Origin of the sequence: Cellulosimicrobium sp. 4261 (assembly GCF_040546915.1) — a bacterium.
Classification (GTDB): Bacteria; Actinomycetota; Actinomycetes; order Actinomycetales; family Cellulomonadaceae; genus Cellulosimicrobium; species Cellulosimicrobium cinnabarinum.
Map to the genome: position 1 here is coordinate 351,185 of NZ_JBEPOQ010000003.1, position 19,221 is coordinate 370,405.

18 protein-coding genes are annotated in these 19,221 nt (G+C 73.8%); 13 read left to right on the forward strand and 5 right to left on the reverse strand.

The genetic code is table 11. From position 1 onward, the window contains the following. From ABIE39_RS06130 to ABIE39_RS06150, 5 genes are all read left to right on the forward strand, one after another. Complete coding sequence (locus ABIE39_RS06130) at window positions 1–1,122, forward strand: PfkB family carbohydrate kinase (RefSeq protein ID WP_175007960.1); 1,122 nt, start codon at window positions 1–3, stop codon at window positions 1,120–1,122. Between the two features lie 87 nt (window positions 1,123–1,209). After that, window positions 1,210–1,605 carry a DUF8817 family protein gene (locus tag ABIE39_RS06135; RefSeq protein ID WP_175007961.1) on the forward strand — a complete coding sequence of 132 codons (396 nt, stop codon included), beginning with the start codon at window positions 1,210–1,212 and terminating at the stop codon, window positions 1,603–1,605. A 112-nt stretch (window positions 1,606–1,717) separates the two neighbouring features. Beyond that, a complete protein-coding gene (locus tag ABIE39_RS06140) occupies window positions 1,718–2,182 on the forward strand; it encodes a TFIIB-type zinc ribbon-containing protein (RefSeq protein ID WP_354050845.1) in 465 nt (154 codons plus the stop codon). Between the two features lie 25 nt (window positions 2,183–2,207). Beyond that, a complete protein-coding gene (locus ABIE39_RS06145; protein WP_175007963.1) occupies window positions 2,208–2,978 on the forward strand; it encodes an SDR family oxidoreductase in 771 nt (256 codons plus the stop codon). A 100-nt stretch (window positions 2,979–3,078) separates the two neighbouring features. Continuing rightward, a complete protein-coding gene (locus ABIE39_RS06150) occupies window positions 3,079–4,056 on the forward strand; it encodes a bile acid:sodium symporter family protein (protein WP_354050847.1) in 978 nt (325 codons plus the stop codon). Window positions 4,057–4,164: 108 nt separating this feature from the next. Here the strand turns inward: ABIE39_RS06150 and ABIE39_RS06155 are convergent, their stop codons facing one another. After that, a complete protein-coding gene (locus tag ABIE39_RS06155; protein ID WP_175007965.1) occupies window positions 4,165–4,626 on the reverse strand; it encodes a SufE family protein in 462 nt (153 codons plus the stop codon). A 158-nt stretch (window positions 4,627–4,784) separates the two neighbouring features. Beyond that, complete coding sequence (locus tag ABIE39_RS06160; protein WP_175007966.1) at window positions 4,785–5,696, reverse strand: rhodanese-like domain-containing protein; 912 nt, start codon at window positions 5,694–5,696, stop codon at window positions 4,785–4,787. Between the two features lie 136 nt (window positions 5,697–5,832). Here ABIE39_RS06160 and ABIE39_RS06165 point away from each other — a divergent pair, with 136 nt between their 5' ends. Then, complete coding sequence (locus tag ABIE39_RS06165) at window positions 5,833–6,363, forward strand: methyltransferase (protein WP_175007967.1); 531 nt, start codon at window positions 5,833–5,835, stop codon at window positions 6,361–6,363. Between the two features lie 7 nt (window positions 6,364–6,370). Here the strand turns inward: ABIE39_RS06165 and ABIE39_RS06170 are convergent, their stop codons facing one another. Next, window positions 6,371–7,765 carry an aspartate aminotransferase family protein gene (locus ABIE39_RS06170; RefSeq protein WP_354050850.1) on the reverse strand — a complete coding sequence of 465 codons (1,395 nt, stop codon included), beginning with the start codon at window positions 7,763–7,765 and terminating at the stop codon, window positions 6,371–6,373. Between the two features lie 93 nt (window positions 7,766–7,858). Between ABIE39_RS06170 and ABIE39_RS06175 the strand changes: the two genes are divergently transcribed. The 4 genes from ABIE39_RS06175 (at window position 7,859) to ABIE39_RS06190 (ending at window position 12,502) form a co-directional block, all read left to right on the forward strand. Continuing rightward, window positions 7,859–8,779 (forward strand): LysR family transcriptional regulator, encoded by a 921-nt coding sequence (locus tag ABIE39_RS06175; RefSeq protein WP_086148833.1) that lies wholly within the window; start codon window positions 7,859–7,861, stop codon window positions 8,777–8,779. Between the two features lie 68 nt (window positions 8,780–8,847). After that, window positions 8,848–10,161, forward strand: a complete 1,314-nt coding sequence (locus tag ABIE39_RS06180) for a transcriptional regulator (RefSeq protein WP_354050852.1) — start codon at window positions 8,848–8,850, stop codon at window positions 10,159–10,161. 178 nt (window positions 10,162–10,339) lie between these two features. After that, complete coding sequence (gene adh, locus ABIE39_RS06185) at window positions 10,340–11,863, forward strand: aldehyde dehydrogenase (RefSeq protein ID WP_074809157.1); 1,524 nt, start codon at window positions 10,340–10,342, stop codon at window positions 11,861–11,863. A gap of 195 nt (window positions 11,864–12,058) precedes the next feature. After that, window positions 12,059–12,502, forward strand: coding sequence for a DUF779 domain-containing protein (locus ABIE39_RS06190; protein ID WP_354050900.1), 444 nt, complete (start codon window positions 12,059–12,061; stop codon window positions 12,500–12,502). Here ABIE39_RS06190 and ABIE39_RS06195 read toward each other — a convergent pair. Then, window positions 12,499–13,239, reverse strand: coding sequence for a FliH/SctL family protein (locus ABIE39_RS06195; protein ID WP_354050854.1), 741 nt, complete (start codon window positions 13,237–13,239; stop codon window positions 12,499–12,501). The genes ABIE39_RS06190 and ABIE39_RS06195 overlap by 4 nt on opposite strands. A 44-nt stretch (window positions 13,240–13,283) precedes the next feature. After that, window positions 13,284–13,565: a DUF3892 domain-containing protein gene (locus tag ABIE39_RS06200; RefSeq protein ID WP_076405185.1), complete on the reverse strand. Its 282-nt coding sequence runs from the start codon at window positions 13,563–13,565 to the stop codon at window positions 13,284–13,286. A 415-nt stretch (window positions 13,566–13,980) separates the two neighbouring features. On the opposite strand from ABIE39_RS06200, the gene ABIE39_RS06205 reads away from it, so the two are divergent. The 3 genes from ABIE39_RS06205 (at window position 13,981) to ABIE39_RS06215 (ending at window position 18,996) form a co-directional block, all read left to right on the forward strand. After that, a complete protein-coding gene (locus tag ABIE39_RS06205) occupies window positions 13,981–16,140 on the forward strand; it encodes a hypothetical protein (protein WP_354050856.1) in 2,160 nt (719 codons plus the stop codon). A gap of 92 nt (window positions 16,141–16,232) precedes the next feature. After that, window positions 16,233–17,813 carry a class I SAM-dependent DNA methyltransferase gene (locus tag ABIE39_RS06210; RefSeq protein WP_502914837.1) on the forward strand — a complete coding sequence of 527 codons (1,581 nt, stop codon included), beginning with the start codon at window positions 16,233–16,235 and terminating at the stop codon, window positions 17,811–17,813. Beyond that, entirely contained in the window at window positions 17,806–18,996 is a 1,191-nt protein-coding gene (locus tag ABIE39_RS06215) for a restriction endonuclease subunit S (RefSeq protein ID WP_354050860.1), read from the forward strand. Before ABIE39_RS06210 ends, ABIE39_RS06215 begins: the two co-directional genes overlap by 8 nt. The last annotated feature ends 225 nt before the right edge of the window (window positions 18,997–19,221 follow it).

Genomic DNA, 19,221 nt, shown 5'->3' on the forward strand with positions numbered 1-19,221 from the left:
ATGACCGACACCCTCACCGCCCGGGCCCCGCTCGCCGTCCGCCCCGCGGCCGACTGCGCCTACGACGTCGTCGCGCTCGGCGAGGTCATGCTGCGCCTCGACCCGGGGGAGCGCCGCATCAAGACGGCCCGCAGCTTCGACGTGTGGGAGGGCGGCGGCGAGTACAACGTCGCGCGTGGCCTGCGCCGGGCGTTCGGCCTGCGCGGCGCGATCGTCACCGCGCTCGCGGACAACGAGGTCGGGCGCCTCGTCGAGGACCTCATGCTCACGGGTGGGCTCGACACGCGCTGGGTCCGGTGGCGCGAGGACGACGGCATCGGCCGCACGGTGCGCAACGGGCTCAACTTCACCGAGCGCGGGTTCGGGGTGCGCGGCGCGGTCGGCGTCTCCGACCGCGGCAACACCGCGATCGCCCAGCTCCGGCCCGACGACGTCGACTGGGACGACGTGTTCGGCCGCGGCGTGCGGTGGTTCCACACCGGCGGCATCTTCGCCGCGCTGTCGGAGTCCTCCGCGGACGTCGCCGAGGCGGCCATGGCCGCCGCCCGCCGCCACGGCACGGTCGTCTCCTACGACCTCAACTACCGCCCCTCGCTCTGGAAGGGCATCGGCGGCGTCGAGCGCGCGCAGGAGGTGAACCGCCGCCTCGCGCGGTACGTCGACGTGATGATCGGCAACGAGGAGGACTTCACCGCGTCGCTCGGGTTCGCGGTCGAGGGCGTCGACGAGAACCTCACCGACCTCGACACGTCCGCGTTCCGAGCGATGATCACGCGCGCGGCCGAGGAGTACCCGAACTTCCAGGTCGTCGCGACGACGCTGCGCGGCGTGCGGACCGCGACGGTCAACGACTGGGGCGCGATCGCGTGGTCGCGCGTGCAGGGCTTCGCGGAGGCGACGCACCGCCCCGGCCTGGAGATCCTCGACCGCGTGGGCGGCGGCGACTCGTTCGCGTCGGGCCTCGCGTACGGGCTCATGGAGCTCGGCTCGATCCAGGAGGCCGTCGAGTACGGCGCGGCGCACGGGGCGCTCGCGATGACGACCCCCGGCGACACGTCGACGGCGTCGCTCGCCGAGGTCCGCAAGCTCGCGTCGGGCGGCAGCGCGCGCGTGCAGCGCTGACCTCTCCGCCACCCGTCTCCCGCCGTGCCGGGCCGCACGTCCAGGGTTAGTGTGGGCGGGCTGTCGGCGGGAGGCGGGAGGTGCGGCGTGGCTGGTGGGGCCTTCGTGCCCGGGCTGCCCCGCCGCGGCGCTCAGGAACCGCCCGACCTCGGCCGAGCCCTGGAGCACGCGCGCATCCTCCGCGCGGCGGGCGACCCGGCCGGTGCCGCCCAGGTCCTGGACCGGGCCTTCGCGGCCGAGGGGGTGCGGACCCGCACCGTCGCCGAGCGCGTCCGGTTCCGCGCCCTGGTGCTGCGTGCCGACCTCGCGCTCGCCCTGCACGACGACGCGGCCGCCGCGCGCTTCCTCGAGGGCGTGGAGTGGTTCCGCGCCGGGGCCGACTTCCTCCCGCGCGTGGCCGACGCGCTCGCCGCCCTCGACGACGAGGTGCACCTCGCCGACGAGCTGCGCGACCGCCTCGCGAGCGAGCGTCGTACGGGCTGACCCGCCGGCCCGACCTGCCGCGCCGGGAACCGCCCGCCCGGGAGCCGCGTTGGACTGCGCAGTACCGGTGCGGGCGCCGACCGCGCCCGGCCCATCTCGCGAGGAGGCAGACATGCTGTGCCCCACCGACCAGACCGTGCTCGTCATGACCGAGCGCAAGGGCGTGGAGATCGACTACTGCCCCACGTGCCGCGGCGTGTGGCTCGACCGCGGCGAGCTGGACAAGATCATCGACCGCTCGGTGGAGGGCGAGATCGCCGCCGAGGCCGCGGGCCCGGCCGCCGCCGTGCCGCCCGCACCCGCCGCACCGGCCCCGACGTCGTACCCGCCGGCCGCGGCCGCGGACTACGGCAGCCCCGCCCCGCGCTCCGGGGAGCGGTACGGCGACCGCCGCGACGACGACCGTGACCGCTACCGCGACGACCGCTACCGCGACGACCGCTATGACGAGCGTCCCCGCGACGACCGGTACCGCGACGACCGGGACCGCCGGTACGACGGCCGCGACCGCTACGACCCCCGCTACCGCAAGCGCAAGAAGAAGGAGTCGTGGCTCGAGGACCTCTTCGACTTCTGACGCGCCCCGTGGTCGACTGTCCCGCGTGACCGTCCTCGACTCGTTCTCGCTCGTCGGCCGCACGGCCCTGCTCACCGGCGGCAGCCGCGGCATCGGGCGCGCCGTCGCCCGCGCGCTCGGCGAGGCGGGGGCCCGCGTCGCGGTCACGGCGACGACCGCGGCGGCGGCCGACGAGGCCGCCGCCGCTCTCCGGGACGCAGGGACCGACGCCCGCGGCTACGTGCTCGACGTCACCGACCGCGAGCAGGTGGACGACGTCGTCGCGCGCGCCGCCGTCGACCTCGGCACGGTCGACCTGCTCGTCAACAACGCGGGCGTGTCGATCGGCGGCGCGGCCCTCGAGATCGGTGACGACGTCTGGCACCGCACGCTCGCGACCAACCTCGACGGCGTCTGGTACTGCTCGCGCGCCGTCGCCCGGGAGCTCGTCGCGCAGGGCCGGCCGGGGACGATCGTCAACGTCGGCTCGATGTCCGCGTCGATCGTCAACCGGCCCCGCTGGCAGCCCGCGTACCTCGCGTCCAAGGCGGCGGTGCACCAGCTCACCAAGGGCCTCGCCGCCGAGTGGGCGCCGCACGGCATCCGCGTGAACGCGGTGGCGCCCGGGTACGTGCGCACCGAGGCGTCGCCCGTGGACCGGCCGGAGTACCACGACGACTGCGTCGCGCCCGCCGCGATGCAGCGCTGGGCGGAGCCGGAGGAGATCGGGCCGCCCGTCGTGTTCCTCGCGAGCGCGGCGTCGAGCTTCATGACCGGTGCGGTCGTCACGGTCGACGGCGGCTACACGCTGTTCTGACCGGTCGGCGCGGCCTCGGGTCGGCGCTCCGGGCCGGGGTCGAGGGCGCCCGCCGGGCGGGTGCCGTCGGGGCCGCGCGCCCGGGCTAGGCTCGGTCCCCGTGCGCGCAGTCCTGAGCAGGTGGGTCGACCCCTTCGTCGTGACGCTGCTCGTGGTGCTCGTGCTCGGGCTCGTCGTGCCCGTGGGGCCGGGCACGCAGCGCGTGGTCGACGCCGCCGCGGACGTCGCGGTCACCGTCCTCTTCCTCGTCTACGGCATGCGCCTGTCCACGCGGGAGGTCTGGGCCGGGCTGCGCAACTGGCGCCTGCAGGGCGGGATCCTCGCCGCGACGTACGTCGTCTTCCCGGTGCTCGGGCTCGTCACCGCGTGGGCGATCGAGCCGCTCGTCGGGGCGCCGCTCGCGGCCGGCATGCTCTACCTGTCGCTGCTGCCGTCGACCGTGCAGTCGTCCGTGGCGTTCACGTCGGTCGCCCGCGGCAACGTCGCTGGGGCGATCTGCGGCGCGACGGTGTCGAACGTCGCGGGCATGGTGATCACCCCGCTGCTCGTGCTGTGGCTCATGACGGGGACCGGCGGGGGAGCCGACGGCCCCACGGGCGGGCTCGGTGGCCTGCGCACCGTGCTGCTCCAGCTGCTGCTGCCGTTCGTCGTCGGGCAGCTCCTCCAGCCGTGGGCGGGGGACTGGGTCCGCGCGCGGCGCTGGCTCACGCTCGGCGTCGACCGCGGCACGATCCTCGTCGTGGTGTTCGGGGCGGTCGCGGCGGCGTCGTCGGCGGGCGTGTGGTCGAGCGTGTCCGGGTGGTCGATCGTCGCGCTGCTCGTCGTCAGCGCGCTCGTCCTCGCCGTCATGCTCGCGGCCACGTGGTGGGGCGGCGCGGCGCTGGGGCTCTCGACCGAGGACCGGGTCGCGCTCCTCATGTGCGGGTCGAAGAAGTCGCTCGCGACGGGCCTGCCCATGGCGAGCGTGCTGTTCCCCGTCGCGGTCGCCGGCGTCGTGGCGGTTCCGGTGATCGTCTTCCACCAGCTCCAGCTCGTCGTCTGCGCCGTCCTGGCGAGACGCCTGGCCCTCCGAGACTGACGCGCCTGACGTCACCGGAGCGACTGAGGCCGACCATGCGGATACGTCCCGTCGTGGCGGCCGGGCGGGCGGCAACCGCATGCTCGGCGATCCGTGCGGGACCTCCCGTCAGGAGCGGGCCGCTACCTGCTCGCGGACCTGGCGCTTGGCGCGCGTGAGCATGCCGTTCATGCCGCCGATGCGCAGCGGGCTCACCGCGCGCGTCAGGCCGATCGACATCGGGAAGTCGTCGGGCACGTCGAGCACCTCCTGCACCGTCAGGCCCGAGAGGCCCTGCGCGAGGATCGACGCGAAGCCGCGCGTCGTCGGGGCCTCGGCGGGTGCGGTCGCGTAGAAGTGCACGACGCCTGCGTCGTCGACCTCCGCGAAGGCCCGCACCGGAGACTGGCACTCCTCGATCCGCTCCAGCAGACCGGGCGCGCTCGCGTAGCGCTCGGGGAGGTCGGGCAGCTCGTTCGCGAACTCGAGCAGCAGCTGGAGGCGCTCGCGCTCCGGCATCGCGAGGAAGTCCTCGCGGATCTCCGCGAGCGTCGCGGGCAGGTCGGGCGAAGCGTCGGAGGGGGAGCTCATGGTGGCGATCCTCGCATCGGGGCCGGGGCGGCGGGACGGCAGTCCCACCGTGCGGAACGCTCCGCGGACGTGACGTATGCCCGCGGCACGCCGACGGCGCGCGGTCCGTCCCGGGGGACGGGCCGCGCGCCGTCGGGCACGCTCGCGCGGGGCGCGGGTCAGCTGAGCGACGCCGGGGCCTCGCCGGGCTCCTCGCCCTTGACGATCGGCACGCGCACCGCGTTGCCCCACTCGGTCCACGAGCCGTCGTAGTTGCGGACCTTGTCGAAGCCGAGCAGGTACGTGAGCGCGAACCACGTGTGGCTCGACCGCTCGCCGATGCGGCAGTAGGTGACGACCTCGTCGTCCGTCGCGAGGCCGAGGCCGCCCTCCTGGTAGATCGCCTCGAGCTGCTCGCGCGACTTGTAGGTGCCGTCCTCGGCGACCGCCGTCGCCCACGGGACGTTGCGCGCCGTCGGGATGTGCCCGCCGCGCAGCACGCCCTCCTCCGGGTAGTCGGGGATGTGGAGGCGCTCGCCGGTGTACTCCTGCGGAGAGCGGATGTCGACGAGCGGCCCGTTGCCGATGTGCGCGAGGACGTCCTCCTTGAACGCGCGGATCGTCACGTCGTCGCGCTCGACGACCGGGTACTCGACCGCGACCGGCTCGGGGACGTCCGTCGTGACCTCGCGGCCCTCGGCGATCCACTTGCCGCGGCCGCCGTCGAGCAGGCGGACGTCCTCGTGGCCGAACAGCGTGAAGACCCACGCCGCGTAGGCCGCCCACCAGTTGTTCTTGTCGCCGTAGACGACGATCGTCGTGTCGCGCGCGATGCCCTTGCCGCCGAGGAGCTGGGCGAAGCCCTTGCCGTCGATGTAGTCACGCGTGTCGGGGTCGTTGAGGTCGGTGTGCCAGTCGATCTTCACCGCGCCGGGGATGTGCCCGGTCTCGTAGAGCAGCACGTCCTCGTCGGACTCGACGACGACGACGCCCGGCTCGCCCAGGTGCTCGGCGAGCCAGTCGGTGCTCACGAGGCGGTCGGGGTGGGCGTACTGCGTGATCTTCTCGCTGGTGTCGAGCGGTGCGGGCATCGTGTCCTCCGGGCGCGTGGTGGGCGTTCGCTCGTCAGGCTAGGTCTGCCGTCCGCATCACGGAAGGCTCGCGACGCATGCTGAGACGGTGTAAACGCACGCTGCGGCCGCCCGCTCGGGTGGCCACACTGGACGTGTGACCGCCACCGTCCCGGAGCGCGTGCGGCGGGCCGTGGCGCTGCTCGACCTCCGCGGCGACGAGGCCGTGCTCGAGATCGGACCCGGCCCCGGGGCGGCCGCCGAGCTCGTGCTCGCCACCCACCCCGGCGTGCGGTACGTCGCGCTCGACCGGTCCGCCACGGCGGTCGCCCGCACGACCGCGCGCAACCGGGTCGCTGTCGACGACGGCCGCCTCGTCGTGCGGCGCGGGGAGCTCGCGGCGACCGGCGGTCCGGACGTCCCCGGCGGCCCGTTCGACGTCGCGTTCGCGGTGGACGTCAACGTCTTCTGGACGCGCGTGGCCCACGCCGAGGCGAGCGCCCTCGCCGCGCTGCTCGCCCCGGGCGGAGCGCTCTGGCTCGTCCATCAGACGCCCGACGGCGCCGACGGCCGCGTCCTCGACGGCGTCCGCGCGTCGCTCGACGTCCCCGCGCTCGGCCCGGTGACGGTCGTGCGCGACGGGGTGCTCGCCGTCGGCGCGCGACGGGTGGCCGACCCGCCCGGGTGAGGGGCCGTCAGCCCAGGAGCTCGCGCGTCGCGTCGCCGAGCGCCTGGTCGAGCAGCTCGAGGCCGAGGTCGAGCTCCTCCTCGCTCACGGTGAGCGGCGGGGCGATGCGGAACACGCCGCCCATGCCGCGGAGCTGCACGACGTTCATGTGGAGCCCGAGCTCGAGCGCCCGCCGGGTCACGAGGGCACCGAGGGCGTCGGCGCCCTCCTTCGTCTCGCGGTCCAGCACGAGCTCGATGCCCTGGAGCAGTCCGCGACCGCGCACGTCGCCGATCGTCGCGTGGCGGTCCTGGAGGTCGAGCAGCCCGGTGCGCAGGCGGTCGCCGAGCACACGCGCGCGGGCGTCCATCCGCCCTTCCTCCAGGACGTCGAGCACCGTGGAGCCGACCGCCGCGACGAGCGGGTCGGAGACGTGCGTCGTGAAGAAGAGGAAGCCGCGCTCGTGCGCGCGCGCCTCGATCTCGGCGCTCGTGACGACCGCAGCGAGCGGGAGCCCGGCGCCGAGGGTCTTGGAGAGGGTGAGGATGTCGGGGACCACGGGCTCCTCGCCGTCGCGCCCCTCGAACGCGTACCAGGAGCCGGTGCGGCACAGCGCCGTCTGCGCCTCGTCGAGGATCAGGAGCATCCCCCGCTCGTGGCACTTGTCGCGCAGCGCGGCGAGGTAGCCGGGCGGGAGCTCGACGATCCCGCCCGAGCTGAGGATCGGCTCGACGAGGCACGCCGCGAGGCTGCCCGTCGACTGCACGTCGACGAGGTCGAACGCGAGGTCGAGCTGACGGCGCCAGTCGTGCGTGCCGTCGGGCGCGACGTGGTCGGGCCGGTACGCGTTGGGCACCGGGACGACGAGGTTGCCGGGCGCCGTCGGGCCGTAGCCGCGGCGGCCCGCGCTGTACGTCGCGGCGGCCGCGGCGTGCGTCATGCCGTGCCACGACCCGGCGAGCGAGACGACCTCGTGCCGTCCCGTGACGAGCTTCGCCATCCGGATCGCGGCCTCGTTCGACTCGGCGCCGGTCGTCAGCAGGAGCACCTTCTCGAGCGGGTCGGGCAGCGTCCCCGCGAGCCGGCGCGCGAGGTCGACGACCGGGCGCGACAGCATCCCGGAGAAGAGGTGGTCGAGCGTCCCGACCTGGCGGCGCACCGTCTCGACGATCGCGGGGTGGCTGTGCCCGAGGATCGCGCTCATCTGCCCGGACGTGAAGTCGAGGACCCGGCGCCCGTCCGCCGTCGTGACGAAGCTGCCCGACGCGCTCTCGACGATCTCCGGTGTGAACGGGCCGCCGTACCGCACGAGGTGGCGGTCGGCGTCGGCCCAGAAGCGCGCGGCGTCGTCCGCGGCGGCCGCAGCCGGGCCCGCGCCGGGGGCGGACGGGCGGGCGGGCGCGGGGGAGGGCGAGAGAGTCATCCTCGGAGCGTAGGGACGCATCCTTGTGCGCGTACAGCACGAGTCTGCGTACAGTCTGTGCGGAGAACCAGCACAGGGAGGGGAGGCGCGTGCGTGCTCAACGCCGCCCGGCTGCAGATCCTCGCCCGGCTCGAGAGCCTGGGGACCGTGCGTGCCGTCGGGGCCTCGCTCCACCTGAGCCCGTCCGCCGTCTCCGCGCAGCTCGCCGCGCTCGAGGCCGAGACCGGCGCACGCCTCCTGGAGCGCACGGGCCGACGCGTCCGCCTCACGCCCGCGGGCCGCACGCTCGCCCGGCACGCGCGCGTCATCCTCGACCAGATGGCGCTCGCCGAGGCCGAGCTCGCCCACCCCGACGGCGAGCCCGCCGGGGTCGTGCGCGTCGCCGCGTTCTCGAGCGCTGTGCGCGCGCTCGTCATCCCGCTCGCGGCGCGGCTCGCCGTCGAGCACCCGCGCGTGGAGGTCGAGGTCGACGAGCTGGACCCGCGCGAGAGCGGGCCCGCGCTCCGGCGGGCGGACGTCGACGTCGCGGTGACCGCCGACCTGCTCGACGGCGCGCTGCTCGCGGGGCCCGACGTCGCGACCGTCCCGCTGCTCGAGGACCCCGTCGTGCTCGTCACGCCGCGTGGTGACCGGGCCCCCGGTGAGCCGGCCGACCTCGCGCACCTCGCCGACGCGCGGTGGGCCGCCGACCTGCCCGGGCGCTACCTGTCCACGCTCGTCGAGAGCGCGTGCCGCGAGGCCGGCTTCGAGCCGCGCGTCGTCGCCCGGTTGCCCAGCTACGAGCTGCTGCTCGCGCACGTCGAGGCCGGGCTGTCCGTCGCGCTGCTGCCGGGCCTCGCCGTCGACCCGCGGTACGCCGTCGACGCCCGCCCGCTCCGCGTGCCCCGCACGCGCCCGGTGTACGCGGCCGTGCGGCGCGGGGCGGCGCCCACCGCCGCGACCACCGCCGTCCTCGGCGCGCTGCGCCGCGTCGCGCGCGAGGTCGCCGGTCACACGCCGCCCGGGACCGGCTGACGCCCGCTCGCGCGGCCCCCCGTGCGACCTACACTGGCCCCAGCACCGCACGACGACGTGGAGGTCCCGTGCCGCGCACTCCAGCACCGCCGCCCCGCTCCGAGGAGCACCCGCGCCGCCCCGACGCGCGCCGCGACCCGCGCTCCGTCCGCGCCGCCTACCGCTCGTTCCTCGACCACGGCATCCTCCCGCGCGGCGTCCACCCGCTCGTCGCCGACTCGTGGCGCCGGTCCGTGCACAGCGGCGTCGACCCGGAGGCGCCCCGCACCGACTCGGGCCTCGCCCACGACGACCTCGTCGCGTACCGCGAGGCGCACCCGCTCGCCGGCGTCATGCCCGTCGTGCGCGAGCTCGTCGTCGACGCCGCCGCCGACGACGGCCTCGTCGTCGCGGTGTCCGACGACGCCGGCCGCCTCCTGTGGGTCGAGGGCGACCGGGCGCTGCGCGACGCCGTCGACCGCGTCGGGTTCGTCGAGGGGTCGGTGTGGCGCGAGGAACGCGTCGGCACGAACGCGCCCGGGACGGCGCTCGCGACGCGCAGTCCCGTCCAGGTGCTCGGCGCCGAGCACTTCTCCCGGCCCGTGCAGGCGTTCAGCTGCACGGCCGTGCCCGTCCACGACCCCGCGACCGGGCGCGTCCTCGGGGTCCTCGACGTCACCGGGCGCCAGTCCGCCGCGTCGGGCGTCGTGCTCTCGCTCGTGCGCGCGACCGTGCTGAGCCTCGAGCGCGAGCTCGCCCAGCGCGCCGCGACGACGGGACCCGACGACGGACCCGGCCGGGTCCCAGGACCGCCCCGCGACGGCGCGCCCGAGCTGCTCGTGCTCGGGACGGCGCCCGTGCTGCGGTCGCCCGACGGCCTCGACCACCGCCTGTCGCTGCGCCACGCCGAGATCCTCGTGCTCCTCGCGACGCACCCCCGCGGGCTGTCCGCCGACGAGCTCGCCGTCCTGCTGCACCCCGGCGAGCTCTCCGACGTGACCGTCCGCGCCGAGGTGTCGCGCCTGCGGCGCGTCGCGGGCGCGCTCCTCGCGGGGTCGCGCCCCTACCGGCTCGCACGACCCCTGCGGACCGACGCCGACGTCGTGCGGGACCACCTCGGGGCGGGCGACGTCCGCGGCGCCGTCGCCGCCTACCGCGCGCCGCTCCTGCCGCGCTCCGGCGCGCCCGCCGTCGAGCACCTGCGCGCCGAGCTCGCGGCCGAGCTGCGCACCGCCGTCGTGGCCGCGGGCGGCGCCGACGTGCTCGACGCGTGGACGCGCACCGACGACGGTGCCGAGGACCACGCCGCGTGGACGCGGCTGCAGCGCGTCGCCGACCACGGCAGCCCGCTGTGGGTCCGCGCCCGCGCCCACCTCGACCTGCTCGACGACGAGCTCGCCTGAGGTCCGGCAATCCGCCCGCTGCAACGGTCCTGCAACCCTGCGGTGCCTACCGTCGGCCGCACGGCGCGACGAGGCGCCGGGCCGCGCACCGCCGTCGGACGCTCCCCGCCCGACGGCGACCTCCCCAGGAGCGCGGCGAGGACCAGCACTGCGAGTCAGCACTGCGAGGAGGCAGACGATGACGGTCTACGCAGCCCCCGGCACGGACGGGGCGATCGCCGAGTACAAGGCCCGGTACGACCACTGGATCGGCGGCGAGTACGTCGCGCCGGCCGGCGGGCAGTACTTCGAGAACCCCAGCCCGGTGACCGGCCGGACGTTCACTGAGGTCGCGCGCGGCACCGCCGACGACATCGAGCGCGCGCTCGACGCCGCGCACGGCGCCGCCCGGTCGTGGGGCCGCACGAGCGCGACCGAGCGCGCCAACATCCTCAACAAGATCGCCGACCGCATGGAGGAGAACCTCGAGCGGATCGCCGTCGCCGAGTCGTGGGAGAACGGCAAGCCCGTCCGCGAGACCCTCGCCGCCGACATCCCGCTCGCGATCGACCACTTCCGCTACTTCGCGGGCGCGATCCGCGCGCAGGAGGGGTCGATCTCGGAGATCGACGAGGACACCATCGCGTACCACTTCCACGAGCCGCTCGGCGTCGTCGGCCAGATCATCCCGTGGAACTTCCCGATCCTCATGGCCGTGTGGAAGCTCGCCCCGGCGCTCGCGGCGGGCAACTGCGTCGTGCTCAAGCCGGCCGAGCAGACCCCCGCGTCGATCCTCTTCCTGATGGACATCGTCGGGGACCTGCTGCCGCCCGGGGTGGTGAACGTCGTCAACGGGTTCGGCGTCGAGGCGGGCAAGCCGCTCGCGTCCAGCCCGCGCATCCGCAAGATCGCGTTCACGGGCGAGACGACGACCGGCCGCCTGATCATGCAGTACGCGAGCCAGAACATCATCCCGGTCACGCTCGAGCTCGGCGGCAAGTCGCCGAACATCTTCTTCTCCGACGTCGCGGACGCTCGCGACGACTTCTACGACAAGGCTCTCGAGGGGTTCACGATGTTCGCCCTCAACCAGGGCGAGGTGTGCACGTGCCCGTCGCGCGCCCTCATCCAGTCGTCGATCTACGACACGTTCCTCGGCGACGCGGTCGCCCGGACCCAGGCCGTCAAGCAGGGCAACCCGCTCGACACCGAGACGATGATCGGCGCGCAGGCGTCGAACGACCAGCTCGAGAAGATCCTGTCGTACATCGAGATCGGCAAGGCCGAGGGTGCGAAGGTCCTCACCGGCGGGTCGCGCGCCGAGCTCGGCGGCGACCTCGCGGGCGGGTACTACGTGACGCCCACGATCTTCGAGGGCAAGAACTCGATGCGGATCTTCCAGGAGGAGATCTTCGGGCCCGTCGTCGCGGTCACCGACTTCTCCGACTTCGACGACGCCATGACCATCGCCAACGACACCCTCTACGGGCTCGGCGCCGGCGTCTGGTCGCGGTCGGGGAACACCGCCTACCGCGCGGGCCGCACCATCGAGGCCGGGCGCGTGTGGACGAACTGCTACCACGCGTACCCCGCCGCCGCCGCGTTCGGCGGGTACAAGGGCTCCGGCGTCGGGCGCGAGAACCACAAGATGATGCTCGACCACTACCAGCAGACGAAGAACCTCCTCGTCTCCTACTCGGCCCAGAAGCTGGGCTTCTTCTAGACCAACCCCACCCGCCCTGCCCGCCCCACCGACCACGGGCTCGGCTCCCCCCGGCCGCCGAGCAGGTGGTCTTGGCTCGTCCGGCCGTCCGGACGGACCACGACCACCTGCTCGCGGCGCCGGGATCGCCTGGTCGGCCGACACTTGGAGAGTTTCGTGGTCGACGACGTTTCCTCGGTCCGCCCGGTGGGCGCGATGCCCGCGCGCGTCGCGCTCACCGACGACGCCGCGGCGCTGCTCGCGCGGCTGCGGACGGTCCACGGCGAGCTCATGTTCCACCAGTCCGGCGGGTGCTGCGACGGGTCGTCGCCCATGTGCTACCCGCAGGGCGACTTCCTGCTCGGCGACGCCGACGTGCACCTCGGTGACCTCGTCGTCGACGCGCCCGGTCCCACGGACGGCGCCGGCGCGGACGGCCCCGCCGGGGCGGACGGCGCGGCGGGCCGGTTCGTCGTGCCCGTCTGGATGAGCCGCGCACAGTTCGAGTACTGGAAGCACACCCACCTGACGATCGACGTCGTGCCCGGTCGCGGCGCGGGGTTCAGCGTCGAGGCGCCCGAGGGCGTGCGCTTCATCATCCGGTCGCGCCTGCTCGCCGACGACGAGTGGCAGGCGCTCGACGCCCTCGCGGGTCCCTAGAAAGTCCAGGCGTCCTCGACCGTCGTGTAGACGACGTCGACGTGGTCCCAGTCGAGCGAGACGTTCATGGTGAGGTCGGCCGGGTCCGTGACTCCGAACCCCTGCTTCCAGGTGATCGACTGCCCCGGGAGGACCGGGGCCGTGGGTGCGCCGCCGTAGCCCTGGCCGGAGTCGAACACCTCGTCGCCTGCGGTACCCCCGCTCGTGACCTGGGTGTACCCGGACGAGGACCAGGTGGTGGCCGTCCCGTTGGTGACGGTGAACGTGAAGCTGAGGTAGGTGGGGAAGTCCCCGACGGCCGCCCACTCGCTCGGGGTGAAGTAGCCGTCGTTGGTGACGGTGAGCGTGAGACCGTCCTCCCACTCCATGGGCGTGCCGAACGACGTCACGGGGTTCTGGTTCGCAGCCTCGGCTTCGTCCTTGCCGGTGGAGTAGCCGGCCTCGTAGCCGTCGTTGAACTCCTCGGTCCGCTCGGCGAGGAAGTCGGCACCCGCGCGCGCGCCCGTCGTCGACCCGTGCTCGTACCCGAGGTCGTAGCCCTCCTGGTACGTGCCGGTCAGGGTGGGTTCGGCGCCGGTCGGCTCGGCCGAGGTCGACGACGCGGTCGGGGTCACCTCCGGGGCGACCGGCGCCGCGAGACCGCACGCGGTGAGCGACCCGACGAGCGAGAGGGCCGCTGCGACGGCGCGGACGCCGCGCAGCGGGGGCACGGACAGGGGCTGGCTGTACGGGGACATGGTGCTCCTTCGGTTCGGCATGGCGTCGGTGGGTCGGGGCGCGCTCAGTGGCGGGGGAGATGCAGGAGGTTGTCGGTCTCGCGTCCGTTCGCGACGGACGTGATGTAGCGGGTCCCGCGCGGGCTCACGCGGGCGACGACGTCGGCCTGGTTGTGCGTGCGCTCGTCGAACGTGCGGAAGCGCTCGCCGCGGCGGATGGCGGCGTGCACGGCCTCCCGGGTCCCGGCGCGGAGCGGTCCGGTCGTGGTGGTCGAGTAGCGGACCTCGACGACGTGCTCGTTGGTGGTGCCCGGGTGCGCGACCCGGACGGAGCGGATGAACGGCATGGTGGCCTCCTTGCGATGCGATGCGATGCGATGCGATGCGATGCGATGCGATGCGATGCGATGCTGGGTGCAGCGAGACCGGGGTGTCGGAGCTCAGTCCTCGTCGGCGTCCGGCTCGGCCGCGGCTCGGTCGCCGGGCGGGGTGAGGCACACGCAGTGCGGGCACAGGCCGCGTCCCTCGTGGAGGGGGTACACGGACCCGCACCGGCACCTCACGTGGCTGATCGGGGTCATGCGAGCTCCTTCGCCCTGCGCCGGCCGCGGTGACCGGTCATGGAGGAGCGTTCTCGATCTGCACCCGGCATGGCGATACAAAGAGCGATAAGAGGCCTTATCGCGCCATTGCGTCCATCGTCCCCGGATCCCGATAGTGTCGGGACCTCGACGACGAACACGACCTGGGGAGGTGCGCACCGTGACTGTTTCTCCTGCGATCCCCGCGCCGTCGCCGCTGCTCGCGGACCTGCGCCTCACGCTCGCCGACGTCGCCGAGCTCGCCCACGTCCGACGTCCGGTGGTGTCGGTCTGGCGCCGGCGCCACGCCACGGGCGTCACGCCGTTCCCCGCGCCGGTGCGACGGGCGGTCACCGTCCCGGGACGGTCGCGCTCCGAGGCGCTGCTGTTCCGCGCGTCGGACGTGGCGGACTGGGTCGAGGCGAGCGGCCTCGGCAACAACCGCGCGTTCCGCGCGGACGTCGCGCTGCGGGCCGTGCTCGACGACGCGTCCGGCCCGGACCGCGACGTCGCCTTCGCCGGGCTCACCGCGCTCCTGCGACTCAAGGCCTACGTGTCCGAGCCCCTCGCGTCCCTCGACGCGGACGACGTCCTCGACCTGGCGGACGAGCTCGACCCGGACGACGACGCCCTCTACGCGGAGGTCGAGGCGCTCGGGGATCACCTCGACCGGTTCACGGCGCTCGCGGACCTTGCCGCCGGGTCGGCGTACACGGCCGGGGCCGCGGTGGAGGCACTGCTCGCCGACCGGTTCCGCGCGGGTCGTGACGAGCTCTCCCGGTCGGCGCTCGCGCCCGCCGCGCTCGCGCTCGTCGCGGACCTGGCGGGCGCCGTCGGGGGCGACCACGCGGCGTCGGGCGTGACGGTGGAGCGCGCCGTCGCCGACCCGTACCCGGGCTGCGGGGACCTCCTGGCAGCCGTCCTCGGCCGCGGCGAGGTCGTCGAGTCCCCGACGGCCCACGTGCCGACGGGCGACGCCCACCGCCTCGTCCGCCGCCGGCTCGGCGCGCACGGCTGGTCGGTGCGGCCGTTGGAGGCCGAGTCCGTTTCCGGTACTCCCGGGTCTCACGAGCTCCCGCTCGTGGTGACCCAGGTCCCGCCGGTCGGCTCCGGTGCGCTGGACGACGTCGCCGTCCTCGACCTCGTCGACGACCTCGTGCTCGGCCTCGCCGACGGTCAGTACGCGCTCGTGATCGGGCCGGCCAGCGCGCTGATCGACGGATCGTCGTCGCCCGAGGCGGAGTCGGTGCGCTCGGCCATGCTGCGACCGAACCGCCTGCGCGCGGCGGTGCTCCTGCCCGCTGGCCTCCTCGTGGAGCGCTCACGCGAGCGCCTCGCGCTCTGGGTTGTCCGGGGCGGCGACCCCGACCCGGACCTCGACATCGCGGACCGCTGGATGACCGTGGCCGACCTCTCGGGGGTCTCGCCCGTTCGGGGTGCGTTCCCCGGTGGGGTGGTCGAGGACCTCGTGACCGACGTCGTCGCGGCGCTCGGCACGTCGGACGACGTCGCGCGGCACACCTTCCGGTACTCCCGGTTCGTGCACACCCGTGAGCTGCTCGCCGCACAGGGGAGCGTGGTAGAGGTCGCCCGCCCGGTCGAGCCGGTCGCGCGCGACGACGGCGGTGCCGCGGTGTCGCGCGCGACCGAGCTCGTCGACGGCATCGACGGCGACTCGCGGCCCGCGCTCGGCGTCAAGGTCGAGCGCGGCGACGCCGAGCCGGCGAGCCGGGTGCGGCTGGGCAGCGTCGTCGAGGGCGGTGTCGTGCGCCGTGTGCCGGGCAACCGGCTCGACGACGCCGACGTGCGCGCGCCCGGCGACGACCCGGCGGGTGAGTCGCGCGTCCTCGGCGTGCCCGAGCTGCTCGGTGACCTGGAGATCGGGGCGCGTGTCGTCGACCGGCTCGGGTTCGCCGCCCGCTATCCGGCGGGACGTCTCACCGAGCCGGGCGACGTCGTGTTCTGCACGACGCCGCGCCCCGCCGCGATCGTCGACACCGCGGGCTTCTCCGTGGTCGCCTTCCCTGCCCGGGTGCTGCGCCTGCGGGCGCGCGGTCCGGGGGAGCGGCCGGGCGCCGTCGGTCCCGGGGTGCTGCTCGTGCCCGAGGTGCTCGCGCGTGACGTCGCGGCGCAGGCCCGGGGGACCCGCTGGCGGTCCTGGGACGTGCGGCTCGTCCCGGTGGACCAGGCGGACGACGTCGTCGCGGCGCTCGCGCGGGTGCGTGCACGCCGCGCCGCGGCCCGTGCCGAGCTGGCGCGGCTCGAGGAGCTGGAACGGGTGCTGGTCGACGGCGTCACGACCGGTGTCGTACGCATGCGCAAGGATGAGCCCGGCTCGTGAGCAGGGCTGTTCACGAGGACCATTCGAGGAAGCGAGCAGAAGTGCCCCCGAGGACGAAGCAGGCGGTGGCCACGCCGAGCACGGCGACCACCATGAAGGAGCTCAAGGACACGCTGTGGAAGGCCGCGGACAAGCTCCGCGGCTCCATGGACGCGAGCCAGTACAAGGACGTGGTCCTGGGGCTCGTGTTCCTCAAGTACGTCTCCGACGCGTTCGAGGAGCGGCGCGGCGCGATCCTCGCCGAGTGCGTCGCGGACGGCCTGAGCGAGGAGGACGCGCAGCCGCTGCTGGAGGACCAGGACGAGTACCGCGGTGCGGGCGTGTTCTGGGTCCCGACGCGCTCGCGCTGGGCCTACCTCGCGCGGCACGCCAAGGGGCGGGCGGCCACGCCCGAGGAGCCCGGTGCGACGATCGGCGAGCTCGTCGACGACGCGATGGTGCACATCATGGGGTCGAACCCGGCGCTCGCCGCGACGCTCCCGACGATCTTCAACTCGAACAGCGTGGACCAGCGTCGCCTCGGCGAGCTCGTGGACCTGTTCAGCTCGGCGCGGTTCACCGGCGTCGGCGCGATCCGGGCCCGCGACGTGCTCGGCGAGGTGTACGAGTATTTCCTCGCGAAGTTCGCCGCCGCCGAGGGCAAGCGCGGCGGCGAGTTCTACACGCCCCCCGGCGTGGTGCGCGTGCTCGTCGAGATGCTCGAGCCGTACGCGGGCCGCGTGTACGACCCGGCGTGCGGGTCCGGTGGCATGTTCGTCCAGGCCGAGAAGTTCCTCGAGCGGCACGGCGCCGACCCGCAGGCGATCTCCGTGTACGGGCAGGAGCTCAACGAGCGCACCTGGCGCATGGCCAAGATGAACCTCGCCGTGCACGGCCTCACCGGCCAGCTCGGCTCGCGCTGGGGGGACACGTTCGCGCGCGACCTGCACCCCGACGTGCAGATGGACTACGTCATGGCCAACCCACCCTTCAACATTAAGGACTGGGCACGGGCCACCGACGACGCCCGCTGGCGCTACGGCGTCCCGCCCGCGGGGAACGCCAACTACGGCTGGATCCAGCACATCCTGTCCAAGCTCGCGCCCGGCGGGTCCGCCGGTGTGGTCATGGCCAACGGGTCCATGTCGTCCAACTCGGGGGGCGAGGGCGAGATTCGCGCCCAGCTCGTCGAGGCCGACCTCGTCTCCTGCATGGTCGCGCTGCCCACGCAGCTCTTCCGCTCGACCGGGATTCCCGTGTGCGTGTGGTTCTTCGCCAAGGACAAGACAGCGGGCTCGCGCGGGTCCGTCGACCGCACCGGGCAGGTGCTCTTCCTCGACGCGCGGAACCTCGGCCACATGGTCGACCGCGCCGAGCGTGCGCTGTCCGACGACGACATCGCCACCATCGCCGGCACGTTCCACGCCTGGCGCGGGACGAAGTCCGCCGTCGACGCCGGGCTCACCTACGAGGACGTCCCCGGCTTCGCCTACTCCGCGACGCTCGCCGAGATCAAGGACGCCGGCTACGCCCTGACGCCCGGTCGCTACGTCGGCGCCGCCGAGGTCGAGGGCGACCGCGAGCCCGTCGAGGAGAAGATCGCGAGGCTCACCAAGGACCTCTTCGGGCAGTTCGAGGAATCTGCACGGCTGGAGCAGGTCGTCCGCGAGCAGCTGGGCCGGATCGATGGCTGAGGTCGAGTCGACGATCCCCTTGGTCCGACTGGCGGAGCTCTGCAGCAAGATCGGTAGCGGCGCGACGCCGCGAGGTGGGTCCACGGTGTATCAGGACTTAGGCATTGCGTTCATCCGCAGCCAGAACGTTCACGACAACCGATTCGACGAGACCGGTTTGGTGCGCATTAACGACGACGCTGCGGACCAGCTCAAGGGTGTCGAGGTGCAATCAGGGGACGTGTTGCTCAATATCACGGGTGACTCCGTGCTGAGGTGTTGCCTCGTGCCGGACGATGTCCTTCCTGCGCGAGTAAGCCAGCATGTTGCAATCTTGCGCAGCAACGGATCGGTCGTCCCAAGGTTTCTCCAGGGTTTTCTGGTAGCGCCCGGAGTTCGCGCGGAACTGCTCACTATTGCCTCGGGCGGAGCAACGCGGAAGGCGCTGACAAAGGCGCAAATCGAGGCCATTGAGATTCCGCTGCCTAGTCTTCGTCGTCAGCACGCGATCGCTGAGGTTCTCGGTGCGCTCGACGACAAGATCGCGGCCAACACCCGACTTGCCGTTACCGCCCACGGCCTCGCTCGGAGTCTTCTCGCGCTGGGTGAGCCGAACGTGCCGGTGAGCGAGATCGCGGTTCACTCGCGACTGACGGTCAATCCCGAGGTGATGCCGGTGCCCCGCGTTGCGCACTACAGCCTGCCCGCCTTTGACATTGGAACCGGCCCCGAGGTCGTCGCACCTGAGTCGATCAAGAGCAACAAGTTCCTTGTCTCCGAACCGTCGGTCCTCGTCTCGAAACTGAACCCGCGGTTCCCTCGCGTCTGGAACCTCCCGCATCTTCCCGAGGAGCCCGCTCTGGCGTCGACGGAGTTCGTCGTCCTCGTCCCGACGGCGTGCTCGACCACGGTGCTGTGGGCGCTGACGTCGCAACCGCGCTTCGGGGCCGCGCTCGAGGGGATGGTTGCCGGCACGTCGGGCAGCCACCAGCGCGTGAAGCCGGCCGAGATGCTCGCGACGCTCGTACCCGACCCGCGCCGACTCGAGCCGTCGTTGCTCGCACAGGTCGACGCCCTCGGTGCTCGCTCACTCGCTGCTCAGGCCGAGAACGTGACCCTCGCCGCGACCCGGGACACGCTGCTGCCGCAACTCATGTCGGGGAAGCTCCGGGTGCGCGAGACGGCCGAGATGGCAGGGCTATGACGGTGCCGCACGTGTCGCCGGGGTCCAGCACGCCCGCGCCCGCGTCGTCCGCTCGCCGGGGGTGCCCGACGTGCGGACGCGCGATCGCCGCGAACCCGGACGGGTCGTGGCCGCCGCACCTGGATGAGGCCAGCACCGCCGTCTGCCCCGGCCCGCGCCGCACCGCGAGGCGAGGTGCCGCGCGGACGGACGCTGCGCCGTCGGGCACGACTACACGGAACGGGG

Coding starts and splice junctions, on each gene's coding strand:
- ABIE39_RS06130 (WP_175007960.1), top strand. CDS start 1: ATGACCGACACCCTCACCGCCCGGGCCCCGCTCGCCGTCCGCCCCGCG.
- ABIE39_RS06140 (WP_354050845.1), top strand. CDS start 1,718: ATGCTGTGCCCCACCGACCAGACCGTGCTCGTCATGACCGAGCGCAAG.
- ABIE39_RS06155 (WP_175007965.1), bottom strand. CDS start 4,626: ATGAGCTCCCCCTCCGACGCTTCGCCCGACCTGCCCGCGACGCTCGCG.
- ABIE39_RS06160 (WP_175007966.1), bottom strand. CDS start 5,696: ATGCCCGCACCGCTCGACACCAGCGAGAAGATCACGCAGTACGCCCAC.
- ABIE39_RS06170 (WP_354050850.1), bottom strand. CDS start 7,765: ATGACTCTCTCGCCCTCCCCCGCGCCCGCCCGCCCGTCCGCCCCCGGC.
- adh (WP_074809157.1), top strand. CDS start 10,340: ATGACGGTCTACGCAGCCCCCGGCACGGACGGGGCGATCGCCGAGTAC.
- ABIE39_RS06190 (WP_354050900.1), top strand. CDS start 12,059: ATGCCCGCGCGCGTCGCGCTCACCGACGACGCCGCGGCGCTGCTCGCG.
- ABIE39_RS06195 (WP_354050854.1), bottom strand. CDS start 13,239: ATGTCCCCGTACAGCCAGCCCCTGTCCGTGCCCCCGCTGCGCGGCGTC.
- ABIE39_RS06200 (WP_076405185.1), bottom strand. CDS start 13,565: ATGCCGTTCATCCGCTCCGTCCGGGTCGCGCACCCGGGCACCACCAAC.
- ABIE39_RS06210 (WP_502914837.1), top strand. CDS start 16,233: ATGAAGGAGCTCAAGGACACGCTGTGGAAGGCCGCGGACAAGCTCCGC.
- ABIE39_RS06215 (WP_354050860.1), top strand. CDS start 17,806: ATGGCTGAGGTCGAGTCGACGATCCCCTTGGTCCGACTGGCGGAGCTC.